General features: G+C 64.2%; 18 protein-coding genes. 4 read left to right on the forward strand and 14 right to left on the reverse strand.

What is annotated here, in order from left to right:
* Positions 1 to 34 precede the first annotated feature (34 nt).
* Both F7R19_RS21855 and F7R19_RS21860 read right to left on the reverse strand, forming a co-directional pair.
* The gene (locus F7R19_RS21855) at positions 35 to 841 is read right to left on the reverse strand and encodes an ankyrin repeat domain-containing protein (RefSeq protein ID WP_084003976.1); all 807 of its coding nucleotides are present in this window, start codon (positions 839 to 841) and stop codon (positions 35 to 37) included.
* A 21-nt stretch (positions 842 to 862) separates the two neighbouring features.
* Positions 863 to 1,660, reverse strand: a complete 798-nt coding sequence (locus F7R19_RS21860) for a gamma-glutamylcyclotransferase (RefSeq protein ID WP_061956826.1) — start codon at positions 1,658 to 1,660, stop codon at positions 863 to 865.
* Between the two features lie 176 nt (positions 1,661 to 1,836).
* Here F7R19_RS21860 and F7R19_RS21865 point away from each other — a divergent pair, with 176 nt between their 5' ends.
* Positions 1,837 to 2,157 carry a hypothetical protein gene (locus tag F7R19_RS21865; RefSeq protein ID WP_061956827.1) on the forward strand — a complete coding sequence of 107 codons (321 nt, stop codon included), beginning with the start codon at positions 1,837 to 1,839 and terminating at the stop codon, positions 2,155 to 2,157.
* Between the two features lie 67 nt (positions 2,158 to 2,224).
* Here F7R19_RS21865 and F7R19_RS21870 read toward each other — a convergent pair whose 3' ends face one another.
* From F7R19_RS21870 to F7R19_RS21900, 7 genes are all read right to left on the reverse strand, one after another.
* Positions 2,225 to 2,572, reverse strand: a complete 348-nt coding sequence (locus tag F7R19_RS21870; RefSeq protein WP_061956828.1) for an FKBP-type peptidyl-prolyl cis-trans isomerase — start codon at positions 2,570 to 2,572, stop codon at positions 2,225 to 2,227.
* Positions 2,573 to 2,638: 66 nt separating this feature from the next.
* Positions 2,639 to 3,187, reverse strand: coding sequence for a YaeQ family protein (locus F7R19_RS21875; protein ID WP_150982001.1), 549 nt, complete (start codon positions 3,185 to 3,187; stop codon positions 2,639 to 2,641).
* 125 nt (positions 3,188 to 3,312) lie between these two features.
* Entirely contained in the window at positions 3,313 to 3,621 is a 309-nt protein-coding gene (locus tag F7R19_RS21880; RefSeq protein ID WP_061956830.1) for a hypothetical protein, read from the reverse strand.
* A gap of 155 nt (positions 3,622 to 3,776) precedes the next feature.
* The gene (locus F7R19_RS21885) at positions 3,777 to 4,388 is read right to left on the reverse strand and encodes a YceI family protein (RefSeq protein WP_061956831.1); all 612 of its coding nucleotides are present in this window, start codon (positions 4,386 to 4,388) and stop codon (positions 3,777 to 3,779) included.
* Between the two features lie 5 nt (positions 4,389 to 4,393).
* Positions 4,394 to 4,780: an MAPEG family protein gene (locus F7R19_RS21890; RefSeq protein WP_061956832.1), complete on the reverse strand. Its 387-nt coding sequence runs from the start codon at positions 4,778 to 4,780 to the stop codon at positions 4,394 to 4,396.
* Between the two features lie 73 nt (positions 4,781 to 4,853).
* Positions 4,854 to 5,084 (reverse strand): RNA-binding S4 domain-containing protein, encoded by a 231-nt coding sequence (locus F7R19_RS21895; protein ID WP_150982002.1) that lies wholly within the window; start codon positions 5,082 to 5,084, stop codon positions 4,854 to 4,856.
* Between the two features lies 1 nt (position 5,085).
* Positions 5,086 to 6,834 (reverse strand): glutamine--tRNA ligase/YqeY domain fusion protein, encoded by a 1,749-nt coding sequence (locus F7R19_RS21900; RefSeq protein ID WP_150982003.1) that lies wholly within the window; start codon positions 6,832 to 6,834, stop codon positions 5,086 to 5,088.
* Between the two features lie 312 nt (positions 6,835 to 7,146).
* Between F7R19_RS21900 and F7R19_RS21905 the strand changes: the two genes are divergently transcribed.
* A complete protein-coding gene (locus F7R19_RS21905) occupies positions 7,147 to 8,616 on the forward strand; it encodes a CoA transferase (protein WP_150982004.1) in 1,470 nt (489 codons plus the stop codon).
* Positions 8,617 to 8,622: 6 nt separating this feature from the next.
* Here the strand turns inward: F7R19_RS21905 and F7R19_RS21910 are convergent, their stop codons facing one another.
* Positions 8,623 to 9,240, reverse strand: a complete 618-nt coding sequence (locus F7R19_RS21910; RefSeq protein ID WP_150982005.1) for a pyridoxamine 5'-phosphate oxidase family protein — start codon at positions 9,238 to 9,240, stop codon at positions 8,623 to 8,625.
* Positions 9,241 to 9,319: 79 nt separating this feature from the next.
* Complete coding sequence (locus F7R19_RS21915) at positions 9,320 to 10,180, reverse strand: PhzF family phenazine biosynthesis protein (RefSeq protein WP_150982006.1); 861 nt, start codon at positions 10,178 to 10,180, stop codon at positions 9,320 to 9,322.
* Between the two features lie 172 nt (positions 10,181 to 10,352).
* Here F7R19_RS21915 and gltS point away from each other — a divergent pair, with 172 nt between their 5' ends.
* On the forward strand, positions 10,353 to 11,549 hold the full coding sequence (gltS, locus tag F7R19_RS21920) for a sodium/glutamate symporter (protein ID WP_061956837.1): 1,197 nt from the start codon (positions 10,353 to 10,355) through the stop codon (positions 11,547 to 11,549).
* 114 nt (positions 11,550 to 11,663) lie between these two features.
* Here gltS and ggt read toward each other — a convergent pair whose 3' ends face one another.
* Positions 11,664 to 13,289: a gamma-glutamyltransferase gene (ggt, locus tag F7R19_RS21925; RefSeq protein ID WP_061956838.1), complete on the reverse strand. Its 1,626-nt coding sequence runs from the start codon at positions 13,287 to 13,289 to the stop codon at positions 11,664 to 11,666.
* A gap of 134 nt (positions 13,290 to 13,423) precedes the next feature.
* Positions 13,424 to 14,401, reverse strand: coding sequence for a Bug family tripartite tricarboxylate transporter substrate binding protein (locus tag F7R19_RS21930; RefSeq protein WP_061956839.1), 978 nt, complete (start codon positions 14,399 to 14,401; stop codon positions 13,424 to 13,426).
* Between the two features lie 148 nt (positions 14,402 to 14,549).
* Between F7R19_RS21930 and F7R19_RS21935 the strand changes: the two genes are divergently transcribed.
* On the forward strand, positions 14,550 to 15,434 hold the full coding sequence (locus F7R19_RS21935) for a LysR substrate-binding domain-containing protein (RefSeq protein ID WP_061956840.1): 885 nt from the start codon (positions 14,550 to 14,552) through the stop codon (positions 15,432 to 15,434).
* A 76-nt stretch (positions 15,435 to 15,510) separates the two neighbouring features.
* On the opposite strand, the gene F7R19_RS21940 is transcribed toward F7R19_RS21935, so the two are convergent.
* Positions 15,511 to 17,013 (reverse strand): tripartite tricarboxylate transporter permease, encoded by a 1,503-nt coding sequence (locus F7R19_RS21940; RefSeq protein ID WP_061956841.1) that lies wholly within the window; start codon positions 17,011 to 17,013, stop codon positions 15,511 to 15,513.
* Position 17,014 lies beyond the last annotated feature (1 nt).

A 17,014-nucleotide genomic window follows, 5' to 3' on the forward strand; every position in this document is an offset into this window, starting at 1 on the left:
CGCCAATGCCATTCGGCCGGCGCGCGATGCGCCTTTAGTGCCCGCGCGCGCGCATCAGCATTTTCACCATCGTCTTGTAACCGCGCTCGCGCGCATGGCTCGATGGCGTCACGCCTTCCCGGTCCGGGAGGTTGGCGTCGGCGCCGGCGTCCAGCAACAGTTGCACGATTTCTTCGTAGCGCGAGCTGCCATCGCCCAGGATGATGGCTTCCAGCAGCGCCGTCCATCCCAGCTGGTTGACGCGATCGACCGGAACACCGGCCTGCAGCAGCAGCTTTACCACTTCGACGTTGCCGTGCTGGCTTGCAGCAATCAGCGCGGTCCCGTCGTAGCGATCGGTGCTGCGCAGGTCCGCACCGTGCGACAGCGACAGCCGCACGATGTCGATCTGGTTGGTGGCCGCGGCCAGCAGGAATGCGCTGTTCGCTTCGCCATCCTTCTGGTTGACGTCGGCGCCGGCCATCACCAGCGCGCGCGCCACATCGCCGCGACGGTTGTAGACCGCCGCCAGCAGCGCGCAACGGCCACGCTCGTCGACGGCGCGCGTCGACGCCCCCGCCTTGAGCAACCGGTTGACCAGTTCCAGATCGCCGATGCCGGCGGCAGTGATCAGGTTGCGATCGAGTGCGGCCATGCCTTCGCCGCGTGTCGGCACTGGCGTGCTTTGGTGCGGCGTGCCCGGGGACGTCGTGGGAGCCGGTGCATCGCGCATGCCGCTCATTGAGCGCGCCAGCGTCTGGCCACCCTGGCCGGCCAGTAGACCGCCTCCCATCAGCAATCCCAGCAACCCGAACATTTCGGCAAGTGCCTGGCGGCGGGGGCGGGTTTGGGAGCGAGACATGATGGTCTGCGTGCGCGGCGATCAGACTGTTTCGTGCGGATGGATGGTGGCGGCCACGGCATCGTCCGCCTGTTGGGCGGCGGATGCGGAGGTGGCTGGCGGAGTCCCTGCCGTACAGGGTGCCGCGGCGGCCTCGGCAGCATCGCACGCCTGCAGTTGCTGCCATAGGCGCGCCAGATAGGGATCGTCCACACCGTGCGTGGCCAGGCCCAGCAGCGTCTGGTGCAAGTATTCGCGGGCGGGGCCATACAGGCCGCAGGCGTGGCGCAGGCAGGCGACGACATGTGAGTCGGGCAGGCGGCCGGCATAACCGGCATGTTCGCGATTCATCACGAACGCGAGGGCGCGCTGCTCCCGCGCATCGGGCGACTGGTCCAAGCGCACGCGCAGCCATCGCGGATGATAGGCGCCCGTCATCATTTCGCGGCGCCACAGCACGCGGAACTCCTGCTCCACCACATGGCTCGGAATCCGGAACACCATGCCCGTGCAGCAACCGCCGCGATCGAGCCCGAGCACCAGTCCCGGGTTGTCCCAAGTGCCACGATTGATCTTTGAATACAGGTAGAAACCGCGGTGGTAGCCATGCACGGTCGCCAGGCGGCTGTCGGTATGGACCACCATCGGATTCCAGATCAGCGATCCATAGCCAAAGAGCCAGACGTCGCCATTCATATCGGGCGCGTGCGGCCGCTGGGCCAGCGTCTCGCAAAGCGAGCGCTCCACATCGGCCTCGGGCAGAAGCGAAGACGCGACCGGCGAGCTGCACAGCGTAGTGCGCAACCGATCTGCTTCGAGGTCCTGTCTGGTGATGGCCATGCGTGAAAGAATAATCCAAAGCGCCTTGACGCGTGGCAAGCTAACCACAGTTTGCTTGCAAGGTGTGTGTACCAGGCAACGGTCGAACTATCGTGGCAATGCAGGCTGTCTGGCCCGATCCCGCGCCAAGTCTCTACAATAGGGCCCCTACTCGCATAGAACTTCGGAGAAACGGCATGGCCCGTACCCTGACGGTGGTATTTGGCAGCGGCAAGGAATTTGATTTCACGGTCGAGGACAGCGAGCTGGCCGCCGTCACCGAAGATGCCGCGTGGCGCTGGTTCGACCGCGAGTACGCCGAGCTGGACTGCCAGGCGTCAAGCCCGGTAGGCAAGGTGCTTGTGATCGACAAGATTCTTAATGTGGCGAAGTTTTCGGGAGAAAACCGCTTTGCTAGCCAGCCGGAATGGGCGCAGGCGTTTGCCCGGCATGCCGGGCGGCTGCTGGACCGTGACAAGGTCCGCGTCGACGTGGGCAACGCCTCGATCGGCTTCTGAGCGCGGCCGCGCCCCAAAAGAAAACGGACGCCGAGGCGTCCGTTTTTTTTTGGATCCGGGCCGCAGCTCAGATCGACAGCAATTCCACTTCGAACAGCAGCGTCGCGTTCGGCGGAATGACGCCACCGGCGCCGCGTGCGCCATAGCCGAGATCGGCCGGAATCACCAGGCGGCGCGTGCCGCCCACTTTCATGCCTTGCACGCCCTCGTCCCAGCCACGAATCACATGGCCGGCGCCCAGCGGGAACACGAACGGGTCGTTGCGGTCCTTGCTCGAATCGAACTTGCGGCCAGCCTGGCCGTTTTCGTACAGCCAGCCCGTGTAATGCACGGTCACGTGCTTGCCTGCGGTGGCTTCGTCGCCGGAACCGACAACGGTGTCTTCGAATTGCAGGCCGGAGGGAGTGGTTTGCATCGCTTTCTTCCTTTTATGTGTGGCGCTGAACGAGACCCTGCAGGTCCGCGTCCAGCCGGTCGGAAATCAGTCGTCGGCGCGCTGGAGCACTTCGCGCGTCAGTTGCACGTTGTGATCGTCGTCGCTGACCCAGATGTCGCCGTCCTGGATGGTCACCGACAGTCGCATGGCACGCTGCGCCATGGCTGCCAGCGCGTCCACGGCTTCGGAGGGCACATTGTAGACGGTCACATTGCGAAGCTTGCCGGCCTTGCCCGAGATCGATTTCCACCACTCTCGCGCGCTGGCGCTCTGATAGGTATAGATGGTGACGCGATCTGCGCGGGCGGCGGCGCGCTTCAGGCGGGCTTCGTCAGGCTGGCCAAGGTCGATCCAATGGAGGATGTCGCCTGTCAGCGCCTTGTCCCACAGGTCCGGCTCGTCGGGTTCGTCAAGACCGCGCGTGAACGTCAGCGATTCGGTGGCCTCGCACGCAAAGGCGAGCAGCCGCACCATCATGCGCGCATCGTTTTCGGACGGATGCTTGGCGATGGTAAGTGTGTGACTGCCATAGTAGGGCCGATCCATATCCGAGACGGACAGGTCGGCCTTGAAGATCGTGGATTTGAGCGCCATGGGTTCGGAAAAGCGGCGCACCGTCAGAGCTGCGGCACGCGAAAGGCCGCATCATACGTGATCCGTGGGTCCGCGCGATGGAAAAACGCCGTCGCTGGGTGCGCCAACGCGCAGCCGTCGGCCGCTCAGGACTTCCGGTAGTCGCTGATCCAGAAACGAAGCAGTGCCGAGGCAAGCAGCAGCATCAGGAACGCCGCAGCGGCAACCAGCGCCACGCCGCCGTTGCTATCGAGCTGGCCGTTGATGGCGACGCGTGCGAGCAAGGATCCCACCATCATCGCCAGCAGTGGCAGCAGCAGGGCGTTACGCCCGTAGGTTTTATAGGCCCACAGCGGAAAACGGCGGAGAAAATCGGTAGGAATGCTGCAGGCCAGGCACGCACCGGCGGCAGCGAGCGACGCGGAAACCACGTCGTTCAGGGAAATCAGGCTCATTTCAGGGATCGCGTCAGGCCGGCACGCGGATGGGGGCGGGGCGGCAGGGGGCAGGGAAGGCAAAGCGCTGATTTTACTGAAGAAATTGCCGATAAAGGTGATGCGGAGTCGTCATCGTATCGCGTGTTTTCCCGCCGATCCCACGCTAGGCGGCATTAGCCGGCAGGCGACGCCTCGACGGAGATCGTTAATGTGACGACATCGCCGACTTCGGGCAGAAATCGCGTCAGCCCAAACGCACTGCGGGAGATCGTGGCGCGGAAATCGCCGCCGCAGACATCGCGCTTCACGCCAAACAGCTCGGTCTGCCCGCAACTGAAGCGATCGACTTCCAGCCGGATCGGCTGGGAGACGCCATGCAATGTAAGCGTCCCTTCGATCGCCACGATCTTGCCTGCGTCGGTCACAAAGCGGTTGGCTTGCAGGCGCGCGACGGGAAAATTCTGCGCATCGAGAAACTGCCCGGAGCGCAGCACGCCGTCGAGGCTCCGGTTACCTGTGTCGACCGAGTCCGCATCGACGGTGAAATCGACAGCGCCGACGCTGCCCACGGGATCGAAAACGATCCGCCCATCGATCTTGCCAAAGCGGCCCCGCACCGTGGTCCGGTCGAAATGGCTCGCGCCGAAATAGACGGAAGTGTGGGTCTTGTCGACCGTGTATTCGACCGGCGCGGCGATGGCAGGCGCGGGCGTCGACACGACCAGACCTGCCAGAAGGCATGCCGCCGGGTTGCATATAAGCGGGAAACGCCTGCCAGTGGTCATGGCGGTCAGTGGACGAACACCGGTAACAGGAAGATGCCGATCACAGTGAGATAGCCTACCGTCCAGCACAACGTGCGAAGCGTGGCGCGGTCCGTCAGATAGCAGGCCGTATAGAGCACGCGCACGACGATGAAGAGCATCGCCAACTCGTCGATGCGGGCCTGTGGCGCCGCCAGATGCGTGGCCGTCAGTACCGCGGCTGCGAAGAACGGGAATGCTTCGAAATGGTTGCGATGCGCCATGTCGGCGCGGCGCGCACGACCGCTCTGTCGTTCCAGCCACGCGCGAGGATCGTGGTTGTCAAAGCCGCCGCGACTGCCGGCCTTGGCAATCCCGACAGTCAGTATGGGCATCAGGCCCGCCAGCAATACACACCAAAAAGCGATGGGCATGCAAGCTCCTTGCGTGGAAGTCGCGGCGGTGAACCTTCACCGCCGCCTGGTGCAATGGGACCGCGACGCGATGCTATGGGGCCACGACTTTGATGCGAACGCCGCCCGGGCCGCCGACCGTCACCACCTGGCCGGCGCGGATCTTGGCGGTCTTGCGGGATTCGACCGCGCCATCCACGGCGACCTCCCCGGCGGCGACCAGTGCCTTGCCAGCGCCGCCGCTTTCGCAGACCCCGGCGAGCTTGAGCAGGTCGTTCAGGGCGATGAACTCGCCGTCGAGCGCAAATGTCGTGTTCTGCGTCATCTCACTTGCCCCAGCTGTCCTTGAGCCCGACCGTGCGGTTGAAGACGGGCTTGCCCGGCTTCGAATCGACACGATCGGCCACAAAGTAGCCGTGACGCTCGAACTGGTAACGGTCGTCCGGCTTGGCATCGCGCAAGCCGGGCTCAAGATATGCGGTGACCACCTTCATCGAATCCGGATTCAGCGCGTCCAGGAAGTTCTTGCCGCCGGCGTCCGGATGCGGGTCACTGAACAGACGGTCGTAGAGGCGCACCTCGGCTTCGTAGGCGTGCGGCGCGCTCACCCAGTGGATGTTGCCCTTCACCTTCACGCTGTCCGCGCCCGGCGTACCGCTCTTGGTGTCCGGCAGGTAGTTCGCATGCACGGCGATGACATTGCCGTCGGCGTCCTTGTCCACGCCGGTGCACTCGATCACATAGCCGTAGCGCAGTCGCACCTTGTTGCCAGGGAACAGACGGAAGTAGCCCTTGGGCGGGTTTTCGTTGAAATCCTCACGCTCGATCCACAGCTCGCGCGACAGCGGAAACACGCGGCGGCCCATTTCCGGCTGCTTCGGATGCACAGGCGCCGAGCATTCCTCGCTCTGGCCTTCCGGGTAGTTGTCGAGAATCAGCTTGAGCGGATCCAGCACGCCAACGCTGCGCGGCGCGCGCGCATCGAGATCGTCGCGCACCGCGCCTTCGAGCGTGCTCATGTCGATCCAGCTATCGGCCTTCGATACGCCCACGCGATCGCAGAACAGCTGGATCGATTCGGGCGTGTAGCCGCGGCGGCGGATGCCGACGATCGTCGGCATGCGTGGATCGTCCCAGCCAGCGACACGCTGCTCGTCCACCAGCTGCTTGAGCTTGCGCTTGCTGGTGATCGCGTACGTGAGGTTCAGGCGTGCGAATTCGTACTGGTGCGGCAGCGGGTTGGCGAATACGCCGGCATCGCGCAGATGTTCGAGAACCCAGTCGTAGAGCGGCCGGTTGTTTTCGAATTCAAGCGTGCACAGCGAATGCGTGATGTTCTCGATCGCGTCCGAAATGCAATGCGTGAAGTCGTACATCGGGTAGATGCACCATTTGTCGCCGGTACGATGGTGATGCGCATGGCGGATGCGATAGAGCACCGGATCGCGCATCACGATATTGGGCGCCGACATGTCGATCTTCGCGCGCAGCACGTGCTCGCCGTCACCGTACTTGCCGTCGCGCATTTCGCGGAACAACTTCAGGTTTTCTTCCACCGCGCGGTCGCGGAACGGCGACGGTTTGCCCGGTTCCGAGAAGTTGCCACGCGTGGCGGCGATCTGTTCGGCGCTCTGGCTGTCCACGTACGCCGCGCCGCGCTCGATCAGCGTCTCTGCAAACTGGTAGAGGCGGTCGAAGTAGTCGCTGGCGTAGTAGAGGTGCGGCGCGCCGCCGGCCTGGGCGTTGTCCCAGGAGAAACCGAGCCAGTGCACGGCGTCGATGATCGAATCGACGTATTCAGTGTCTTCCTTGACAGGATTCGTGTCGTCGAAGCGCAGATGGCAGCGGCCGGCGTAATCGCGCGCCAGACCGAAGTTCACGCAGATGCTCTTGGCGTGACCAATGTGCAGATAGCCGTTGGGTTCCGGCGGGAAGCGCGTGATGACGGGCGGCAGCGGGCTGCCCTGCGCGTCGGCCCGGCCGGCGTAGGTGCCGGACGCCAGGTCGTGGTCGATGATGCTGCGCAGGAAGTTCGAGGCGACGGGCGGGTTGTTGGGCTTGTTGTCTTGACTCATGGTGGCGCCGCGGCGTTGCGGCTCTATGGCTTCGCGGAAGGCGCCGGCCACTCGCGGACCGGACGCGCTCCTCATGTTTCTTGGGAATGGGGCGATTTTACCGTGCCTGCGGGGCAACACGGAGAGTCGCCAGGCATTTTGCGAATCGTCTCACTACACAACGATCGGAAGTGGTGCAGAATCCACCGCAGTGTAGTCGCATGGCCGCGGCGTGTCTTGTCGATCGGTCCTTGATTTCATTGTTGCCGCGCAGGAAGCCATGCGACGTCATCGTCGCATGTGGCCCGGCGCCGCGCCGCAGGAACAAATGCCATGAATACCGCTACTTCCTCCGCTCCATCCGCCGCTGACGGCTCGGGTCGTGTGCCGCCGGCGGAAGCCCTCGCGGCGCTCTGGCGGGACGCCGCAATGCCGGCCGAGGCCTTGCGCCACATTGGGCTCACCGGAGAGGATGCGATCCTGCCCTCAAGCTTTGCGATCGGCACGGCGGCGCAGGTCGCCATCGGCGCGTCGGCGCTGGCCGCCACGGCGCTCTGGGCGCAGCGCACCGGCCGCTGGCAGTCCGTCGATGTGGACATGCGGCATGCCATGGCCGAATTCCGCAGCGAGCGCTATCTGCGCGTGAACGGCGGGGCGGCGCCCGAGCTCTGGGACAAGATCGCCGGCCTGTATCCGTGCGGCGACGGTCGCTGGGTTCGCTTGCATACCAATTTCCCCCACCATCGAGACGGCATCCTGCGCATCCTGCAATGCGCCTACGACAGGGACGCGCTGCGCACCGCTCTGGCCCGCTGGAAGGCCGAAGACTTCGAGGCAACCGCCTCCGATGCCGGTCTGGTGGTGGCGGCAATGCGCACGTTCGACGAATGGCAGGCGCACCCCCAGGCGCAGGCGCTGCGCGGGCTGCCCCCGGTGATCATTGAAAAGATCGGCGACGCACCGCCCATCCCGTTGCCGGCCTTGCCCGCCCATGCCGAAATCAACGTCGACGCCCGCCCGCTAAGCGGCATCCGCGTGCTGGACCTCACGCGCATCATTGCCGGACCTGTCGCCGGGCGTACGCTGGCCGCGCATGGAGCGGACGTATTGCTGGTGACGGCCGCACATCTTCCCGCCATCGCCCCGCTGGTCGTCGATACGGGCCGCGGCAAGCGGTCGTGCCAGCTCGATCTGCGCGATCAGGACGACAAGCGCGCCTTCCACAAATTGCTGCACGGTGCTGATGTGGTGGTTCAGGGATACCGGCCGGACGGTCTGGCACAGCTGGGCGCCGGCCCCGAGGCGGCCGCGCGGGCACGACCGGGCATCGTCTACGTATCGCTTTCCGCCTATGGGCACGTCGGCCCCTGGTCTGCCAAGCGGGGATTCGATTCACTGGTGCAGACGGCAACCGGTTTCAATGCCGACGAAGCGGCGGCTGCCGGCAGCGCCGAACCGCGACCATTCCCGGCGCAGGTTCTGGACCACGCCGCTGGCTACCTGCTGGCGTTTGGGGCGATGGTCGCGCTGCATCGCCGCGCAACCGAAGGTGGCAGCTGGCATGTGCGCGTGTCGCTGGCCCAGGTTGGGCAGTGGTTGCGCAGCCTCGGACGGGTGCCCGGCGGGACGAGCGTGCCCGATCAGCACATCGACGAAATTTCCGATCTGCTCGAGGTGCAGGAATCGGGATTTGGAGAGCTCACGGTCGTGCGGCATGCCGCGAAGTTGTCGGAGACGCCGGCGCATTGGGCATTACCGTCGGTGCCGCTGGGCACTCACGCGCCGGAGTGGCTGCCGCGCTAAGCGCGGTTAGTACAGGCCGTTGCGCAGCCGCTCGGGCAGTTCGCGATCATAGGTTTCGCCGTCGATCGCGTTCTGGCTCAAAGTGGCCACAATCGTGCCAGTGCTGGGCAGCGCCTCGCGCGGAATCTGCGCGTCGGGTGACCACAGGTGCGAGCGCAGCAGTGCGCGGGCACACTGAAAAAACACCGAGCGGATGCGGATCACCAGCACCGTGGTCGGCGCCTTGCCCTGAACCACGCACCGTGCGATCAGGTCCGGGTCCGTCGACACCGTCGCCGTGCCGCTGACGCGCAGGGTTTCGTTGACGCCCGGGATCAGGAACAGCAGACCTACGCGCGCGTCCGCAATGATGTTGCGCAGGCTGTCGATTCGGTTATTGCCGCGTCGGTCAGGCAAGAGCAGCGTGCGCTCGTCGAGTATCTGCACGAATCCCGGAGCATCGCCTCGCGGGGAGCAATCGCCGCCTTTGTCGTTCATTGTGGATAGCAGGCAGAACGGCGATGCCTCAACGAATGCGCGATAGTGCGGATGCAGATAGTCGAGTTCCTTGGCGACCGAGGCGCCCGCAGGCTTGGCATAAAGGGCTTCCAGATCGGCTACGGTGGCAATGTCGTGGGGGGGCATGATGGTTTGGAATGTTGGAAGAGTACCTAGCCGAACAACGCCTGCCGGGAGGGTTGCGGCGCTCCCGGCCAGTGTCGGATCAAATAGTGACGGTGCCGCGTCCCAATTCTATGACGCGGCCGCCAACGCGAATCGCGCCTTCCGTGCTGACGTCCAGATCGAGCCTGCAGCGGCGATCGACAAACTCGCCTTGGTCCACCTCGAAGTGCGCTGGCAGGGCGTGACCGGTTGCGAGCAACCATCCGCCAAGGTTGGCGCAAGCCGAGCCAGTGCCCGGGTCCTCGGCCACGCCGCCACCCTGCTTGGTAAAGAAATACCTGGCCAGGACCTTGCCCGGGGAGCTGGCGTCGAACGCGAACACGTAGGCCGTCTTGCGCCCCAGACTGCTTCGCGGCCAGTGGTCGAGGCGGCTGCTGTCCGGTTGCGCGCGCCGCACGGCGTCGGTCGTTTTTACCTGTACGAGCAGCTGGTCCGCACCGGTATCGACCCACATCGGCGATGCGGCAAGGTCATCGGGATGCAATCCCAGCAACGATGCCATCTCGGCATCGGGCAGGCCCGCCGGCGCGGTGCGCGGGGCACCCTGTTGCGGCGCGGTCAGCGTCCATCGGTCTCCTTGCGCGGTCACCGGAACCACGCCGGCCTTGAATTCGAGCGACAACGTGTCGCCGGTGCGATGCAGATCGCGCACGACATGCGCGGTGCCCAGCGTGGGATGACCGGCGAAACGCATTTCGTATCCGGGCGTAAAAATGCGCACCGCTGCGGTCGCCTTATCGGACGGAAAGACGAACGTGGTTTCCGATAGGTTGAATTGCAGTGCCAGCGCCTGCATGGTGACATCGTCCATGCCGCGCGCGTCCTCGAATACGCAGAGTGGGTTGCCGCCAAAGGTAGATTCGGCAAAAACATTGACGATGCGGTATGCATAGCTGGACATAGAGGTGACCGGTTGCCGTTGGGAAACGGTCAGTTTATGGCGCTGTCAGAGCCTCGGCCATGCACAGTTGTGGGCATATGGGACGGAACAGTTGCAATTGAAGGGGTTTCGCTGAACAGCGATTGGCGATGCGCGGGCGAGTGCCAAAAATGGAGTTTTTTGGATGCCTGCCATGCTGGAACTCAATACGTACGAAACCCTTGTCGCGGCATCGCTCGTGCTGCTGATCGGGCGCAAGCTCATAAAGATCACACCACCATTACGGGCCTTCAACATTCCAGAGCCCGTTGCAGGCGGACTGGTCGTGGCGGCATGTCTGGCGATCGCCCGGTACACGCTGGACGTGCAGATCAAGTTCGATACCGGAACGCAGACGCCGCTGATGCTCGCATTCTTTGCGACGCTGGGCCTGAGCGCCAACCTTTCCAGCCTGAAGCTGGGCGGCAAGTCGATCGGCAAATTCCTGCTGGTTGTCGCCGGGCTGCTGGTCATACAGAACGGAATCGGTGTCGGTCTCGCAAGCCTGCTGGGCATGCATCCCGCCACCGGGCTGCTTGCCGGTTCGATTTCCCTGTCGGGCGGTCACGGCACCAGCGCCGCCTGGGGCAATACGTTCATGACGAAGTTCGGCATGTCATATGCCACGGAGATGGGCGTGGCCTGCGCGACCTTCGGTCTTGTCCTGGGTGGCCTGATCGGCGGGCCGGTGGCGCGCTATCTGTTGCGTAAGGTGGCCAAGCCGGGCGCCGCGATGGTGGATGACGATCCGCTGAACTTCGAGCAGCCTCAGGCCGTGCGCCTGATCACCGCCACCGCGCTGATCGAGACGCTGGCGCTGATTCTGGTCTGTCTGACCGCAGGCCAGGCGTTGACCGGCGCGTTCAAGGGCACTGCGCTGGAACTGCCGACCTTCGTATGGGTGCTGTTCGTTGGCGTGCTGCTGCGCAACGGGCTGGCCGCACTCGGCTGGTACACGATTTTCGATCGGGCGCTTTCGGTGCTGGGTAACGTCAGCCTGTCGATGTTCCTGGCGATGGCGTTGATGAGCCTGCGCTTGTGGGAACTGGCTTCGCTGGCGCTGCCGATGTTGCTGATCCTGGCGGTGCAGACTGCAGCCATGGCCGCCTATGCGGTACTGGTGACTTTCCGTGCGATGGGCCGCAACTACGACGCCGCCGTGCTTGCGGCTGGCCACTGCGGGTTTGGGCTCGGCGCCACGCCGACTGCCATTGCCAACATGCAAGCCATCACGGACCGCTTTGGGCCGTCCCACCTGGCGTTCCTGATCGTTCCGATGGTCGGCGCCTTCTTCATCGACATCGTGAACGCGATCGTCATCAAGCTCTTCCTGGCGTTGCCGATTTTCTGATCGTGCCAACATAAAAAAGGCGCCACGGGTTTCCCCATGGCGCCTCGCAGGACTTCCACTGCCTACTGCGGTACTACAAGATGCGCGCGCACAAGTCCCCTTGTGCCGCCTTCATCAGAAGCCGACGGCCTGGCCGTCGCGGCGGCTGTCGCTGGCGGCCACGTAGCCGTGCTCGCCATCCTCCGACAGACGCCAGATAAACTGCCCGGAGCCGAAATCCATATACGGGTCATTTACCGACTTGAGCTGGTGGCCGCGATCCTTCAGGCCAGCCACGGTAGCCGGATCCATCGTCCCTTCAACGTCCAACGTGAAATCGCGGTTGACCTTCCAGCGCGGGGCGCAGCAGGCGGCCTGCGGCTGCTGGTTGTAGTCGAGCATGCGCACGACGGTCTGCAAGTGCCCTTGCGGCTGCATATCGCCGCCCATCACGCCAAAGCTCATCTGCGGCTTGCCATCCTTGGTCAGGAACGCCGGGATGATCGTGTGGAACGGCCGCTTGCCGCCTTCCACCACGTTTGCCGACTTCGGATCCATCGAGAACCCGACGCCGCGGTTCTGCAGGCTGATGCCGGTGCCCGGCACCACGACGCCCGAGCCAAATCCCATGTAGTTCGACTGGATGAACGAGATCATCATGCCGCTCTCGTCCGCGGCAGTGAGGTAGATGGTGCCGCCGGTGCGCGGCATGCCGAAGTTGAAATGCGTGGCGCGCTGCATGTCGATGAGCTTCGCGCGCGATTTCAGATACGCGTCGTCCAGCATCTGCTCGGGCGTGACCTCCATGCTGCGCGGATCGGCCACATAACGATACAGGTCGGCAAACGCCAGCTTCATCGCCTCGATCTGCAGATGTTGCGAATCGACCGAATCCACCGGCAGGGCGCCGACGTCGAACTGATCGAGGATGCCCAGCGCCATCAGCGCTGCGATGCCCTGGCCGTTCGGCGGGATTTCATGCACCTCGTGCCCGCGATACGACTTGCTGATCGGCTTGACCCAATCCGGACGATAGTTGCGCAGGTCGTCCAGCGTCATCGCGCCGCCGCATTCCTTGCTGAACGCAGCGATTTTCTCGGCAATTTCGCCTTCGTAATAGGCCCGGCCCTTGGTCGCGCCGATCTTGCGTAAGGTGTCGGCTGCGGTCTTGAATATGAATTTCTCGCCGACGTGCGGCGCGCGGCCGTTCGGCATGAACGTGTCGGCGAAGCCCGGCTGGCTTTTCAGGTCGGGCACGGCGGCGGCCCACTTGTGCGCCACCACCGGCGGCACGGCGTAGCCGCGCTCGGCGATCTCGATCGCCGGTTCCATCAGGTCTTCGAACGGCAGCTTGCCGAAGCGTTCATGCAGCGCAGCCCATCCGGCGATCACGCCGGGCACCGTGACGGAATCCCAGCCGCGCGTCGGCCGATTGGCCAGCCCGTTGCCGTCCACGCCGTACTTGTTCTTGAAGTAATCGGTGTTCCAGGCCTGCGGCGCCACGCCCGACGAATTCAGACCATGCAATTCCTTGCCGTCCCAGAGAATCGCAAACGCATCGCTGCCCAGGCCGCACGACACCGGTTCGACCAGGGTGATGGCAGCGGCGGCGGCAATCGCGGCGTCCACCGCGTTGCCGCCCTTGAGCAGCATACGCAGTCCGGCCTGGGCGGCCAGCGGGTGCGAAGTCGACACCACGTTGCGCGCAAACAGCGGAATGCGCACCGAAGGGTAGGGGTTGGTCCAGTTGAAGTTCTGCATGGTCTGTCTCGTTGTTCGAAGCGCGTTCAGTTCTCGTCTTCGTCGGTTTTGCTGTGACGGGCTGGAGCGGCCGACCCAATCGTGTCGCGCCGCCGGATCCAGCCCCTGTCACCCCGGCGCAAGGGTTGGAAGGCTCAGTCCACCTGGATCTTGCGATCCTTGATCAGCTTGCCCCAGCGTGCGCTGTCCTTTTTTACCATCGCGGCAAACTGCGCCGGCGTGCCGCCGACGGGTTCGGCGCCCAGCTTGGCCAGGCGGTCCTTTACGTCCTGCGACTGGATCGCCTTGTTGAACTCGGCGTTGAGCCGGTTGACGATCTCGGGCGGCAAGCCCTTGGGGCCATAGATGCCAAACCACGTATCGGATTCAAAACCGGGCAGCCCAGATTCGCTCGCGGTAGGCAGCTCAGGCGCCAGGGGCGAGCGCTTCAGGCTGGTCACCGCCAGCGCCTTGAGTTTGCCGTCCTTCACGTGTGGCATGCCGGACACGATGCTGTCGAACAGTACCTGAACCTTGTTAGAGATCAGGTCGGGCACGGCCAGCGCGGTGCCGCGATATGGGATGTGCGTGATGAAGATGCCGGCCTGCGCCTTGAATGCTTCGGCGGTCAGGTGGACCACGGTGCCATTGCCGCTCGATGCATAGTTCAGCTCGCCCGGGTGCTTCTTGGCGTAGTCGATCAGTTCCCGGACATTCTTGACCGGCAACTGGTTGGGCACCACCAGCACGTTGGTGGCGGTGGCCACCTGGCCGATCGGCGTGAAATCGGTTTCGGTGTTGTACGGCAGATGCGTGTTGATGTACGGACCGATCGAGTGCGTGCTGGTGGTGGCAATCAGGATCGTGTAGCCGTCAGGCGCCGCCTTGGCCGCCATGTCCGAGCCAATGGCGCCGCCCGCGCCGGGGCGGTTGTCTACCACGATCTGCTGACCCAGCCCGGCACCTACCTTTTGCGCGATGGCGCGCGCCAGCAAATCGGTCGCGCCGCTGGCCGGAAACGGCACGATCAATCGGATCGGCTTGCTTGGATACGTGTCGGCCAGCGACGGCGCGGCAGCCAGCGTGAGGCTCGTGGCAAGGCCAATGCCCAGAAGGCGTAGCCAGTGTTGCATCTGTTCTTCTCCGGTACGGATGGGTACGACGTGGAACTGCGGCAGGAAAGTCAAATTATTCCGCGCCCGCGATCACAATGAAAGTTAATATTCCTTGCTTGATTCACAAGAAAATATTGTGAATCGTCCGTGAAAGGTTCCTTGCAGCATGAGCACTATCCGCTTTTTAAGAACTTTCGTCGCCGTGGCCGAACAGGGCTCTTTTGTGGCGGCCGCCGGCGAGGTGGCGTTGACCCAGGCGGCGGTCAGTCTGCAGATGCGGTCCCTTGAGGAAGAACTGCGGCGCGAGCTATTCGACCGCAGCGGCCGCGTGGCGGTGCTGAACGCAGACGGCCGCGCGTTGCTGCCGCAGGCGCGGCGGCTGCTGGCGCTCTACGAGGAGATGCGCCTGCCGTTGGCCGACTCGCAGGCCATGGCGGGCGCGGTCGCGATTGGCGCCGTGGTTTCGGTGATGGGTGGACTGTCGCATGTGGTCGCGCAGTTGAAGCGCACCTATCCGGCGCTCGATGTGCGGCTGATCGGCGCCAAGTCGTTCGAGCTGGCGGCGATGGTGGAAAGTGGCGAGCTCGACGCCGCATTCGTTGTCGAAGGATCGGCGCGCCTGGCCGGCACGCTGCATTGGACGCCGCTCTACGACGAACCGCTGGTGGCGATCGCCGCGCGCGGCAGCAGTGGCGACGACGCGCGCCAGGCTCTGGCCGCCAATCCGTTTCTTCGGTTCGATCGCAGCCAGCGCACTGGCGCGCTGGTGGAGCGCGCGTTGCGGCGCGCGCATTTGCGTACCAACGAGTTCCTCGAGTTGAATTCGATCGAGGCGCTGGTGGAACTGGTGCGGCAGGAAGTTGGGGTGACCGTGGTGCCGTTGCTCAAGCGCGCGCGCTGGCGCGAAGACAAGGCGTTGCGGATACTGCCGCTGCGTGCGGGCGGTGAACCGCTGGTGCGCAGCATCGGCATGCTGGAGCGGCGCGATCATGGCCGCGTGCACGTCACCGAGGCGATCCGCGCGGCGTGCGCGAGCCTGTTCGGCGCCTGAATAAAAAAGGGCGCCCCGTTGGGGACGCCCTCAGTACTTCGGTACTTCCGTACTTCAATACTGTGGCAGGAAGGACTTACTCTTCCTGGAATGCTTCTTCGCGCTTCGCCTTGATCGACGGCATCGCCACGATTGCCACCAGAATCGCGGCGGCGATCAGCAGGCCCAGCGACAGCGGACGCGTCACGAACACGCTGAAGTCACCACGCGACAGCAGCAGCGAGCGGCGGAAGTTTTCTTCCATCATCGGTCCGAGCACGAAGCCCAGCAGCAGCGGCGCCGGTTCGCACTTCAGCTTGATGAACAGGTAGCCGATCACGCCAAAAGCCGCGGTCTGGAACACGTCGAACGTGGTGTTCTGAACCGAGTACACGCCGATGCAGCAGAACGTCAGAATTGCCGGGTACAGGTAGCGGTAGGGCACCTTCAGCAGCTTCACCCAGATACCGATCATCGGCAGGTTCAGCACGATCAGGATCAGGTTGCCCAGCCACATCGAGGCGATCAGGCCCCAGAACAGCGCAGGATTGCTGCTCATCACCTGCGGGCCCGGCTGGATGTTGTGGATCGTCATCGCACCGACCATCAGCGCCATCACGGCGTTAGGCGGAATGCCCAGCGTCAGCAGCGGGATGAACGAGGTCTGCGCCGCGGCGTTGTTGGCCGATTCCGGACCTGCCACGCCTTCAATCGCGCCCTTGCCGAATTCCTCCGGGTACCGCGAGGTCTTCTTCTCGAGCGAGTAGGCGGCGAACGATGCCAGCGAAGCACCGCCGCCCGGCAGGATACCCAGCGCCGAACCGAGCATCGTGCCGCGCAGCACCGCCGGAATCATGCGCTTGAAATCTTCCTTGGTCGGGAACAGGTTGGTTACGTGATCGGTGAAGGTCTCGCGATTTTCCTTCTGCTCCAGGTTCGCAATGATTTCCGCGAAGCCGAACACACCCATCGCCACCGACACGAAGTTCAGTCCATCGGTCAGCTCCGGCACGTCGAACGAAAAGCGCGCGGCGCCCGAGTTCACATCGGTGCCCACCAGACCCAGCAACAGGCCCAGCACGATCATCGAGATTGCTTTGACGAGCGAGCCCGACGCCAGCACCACGGCGCCGATCAGGCCCAGCACCATCAGCGAGAAGTACTCGGCGGGGCCGAACTTGAACGCCAATTCCGACAGCGGCGCGGCAAAAGCGGCCAGGATCAGCGTGGCCACGCAGCCGGCGAAGAACGAGCCGATGCCGGCAGTGGCCAGCGCCACGCCCGCACGGCCGCGACGCGCCATCTGGTAGCCGTCGATGGTGGTCACGACCGACGACGATTCGCCGGGCAGATTCACCAGAATGGCGGTTGTGGAACCACCGTACTGTGCGCCGTAGTAGATACCGGCCAGCATGATCAGCGCGGCCACCGGCGGCAGCGTGTACGTCACGGGCAACAGCATCGCGATCGTGGCTAGGGGCCCAAGGCCCGGCAGCACGCCGATCAGCGTGCCCAGCACGCAGCCCAGAAACGCGTAGGCGATGTTCTGAAACGACAGGGCGGTCGAGAAGCCCAGTCCGAGGTTGGCTAACAATTCCATG

This window comes from Cupriavidus pauculus, from assembly GCF_008801835.1.
GTDB lineage: Bacteria > Pseudomonadota > Gammaproteobacteria > Burkholderiales > Burkholderiaceae > Cupriavidus > Cupriavidus pauculus.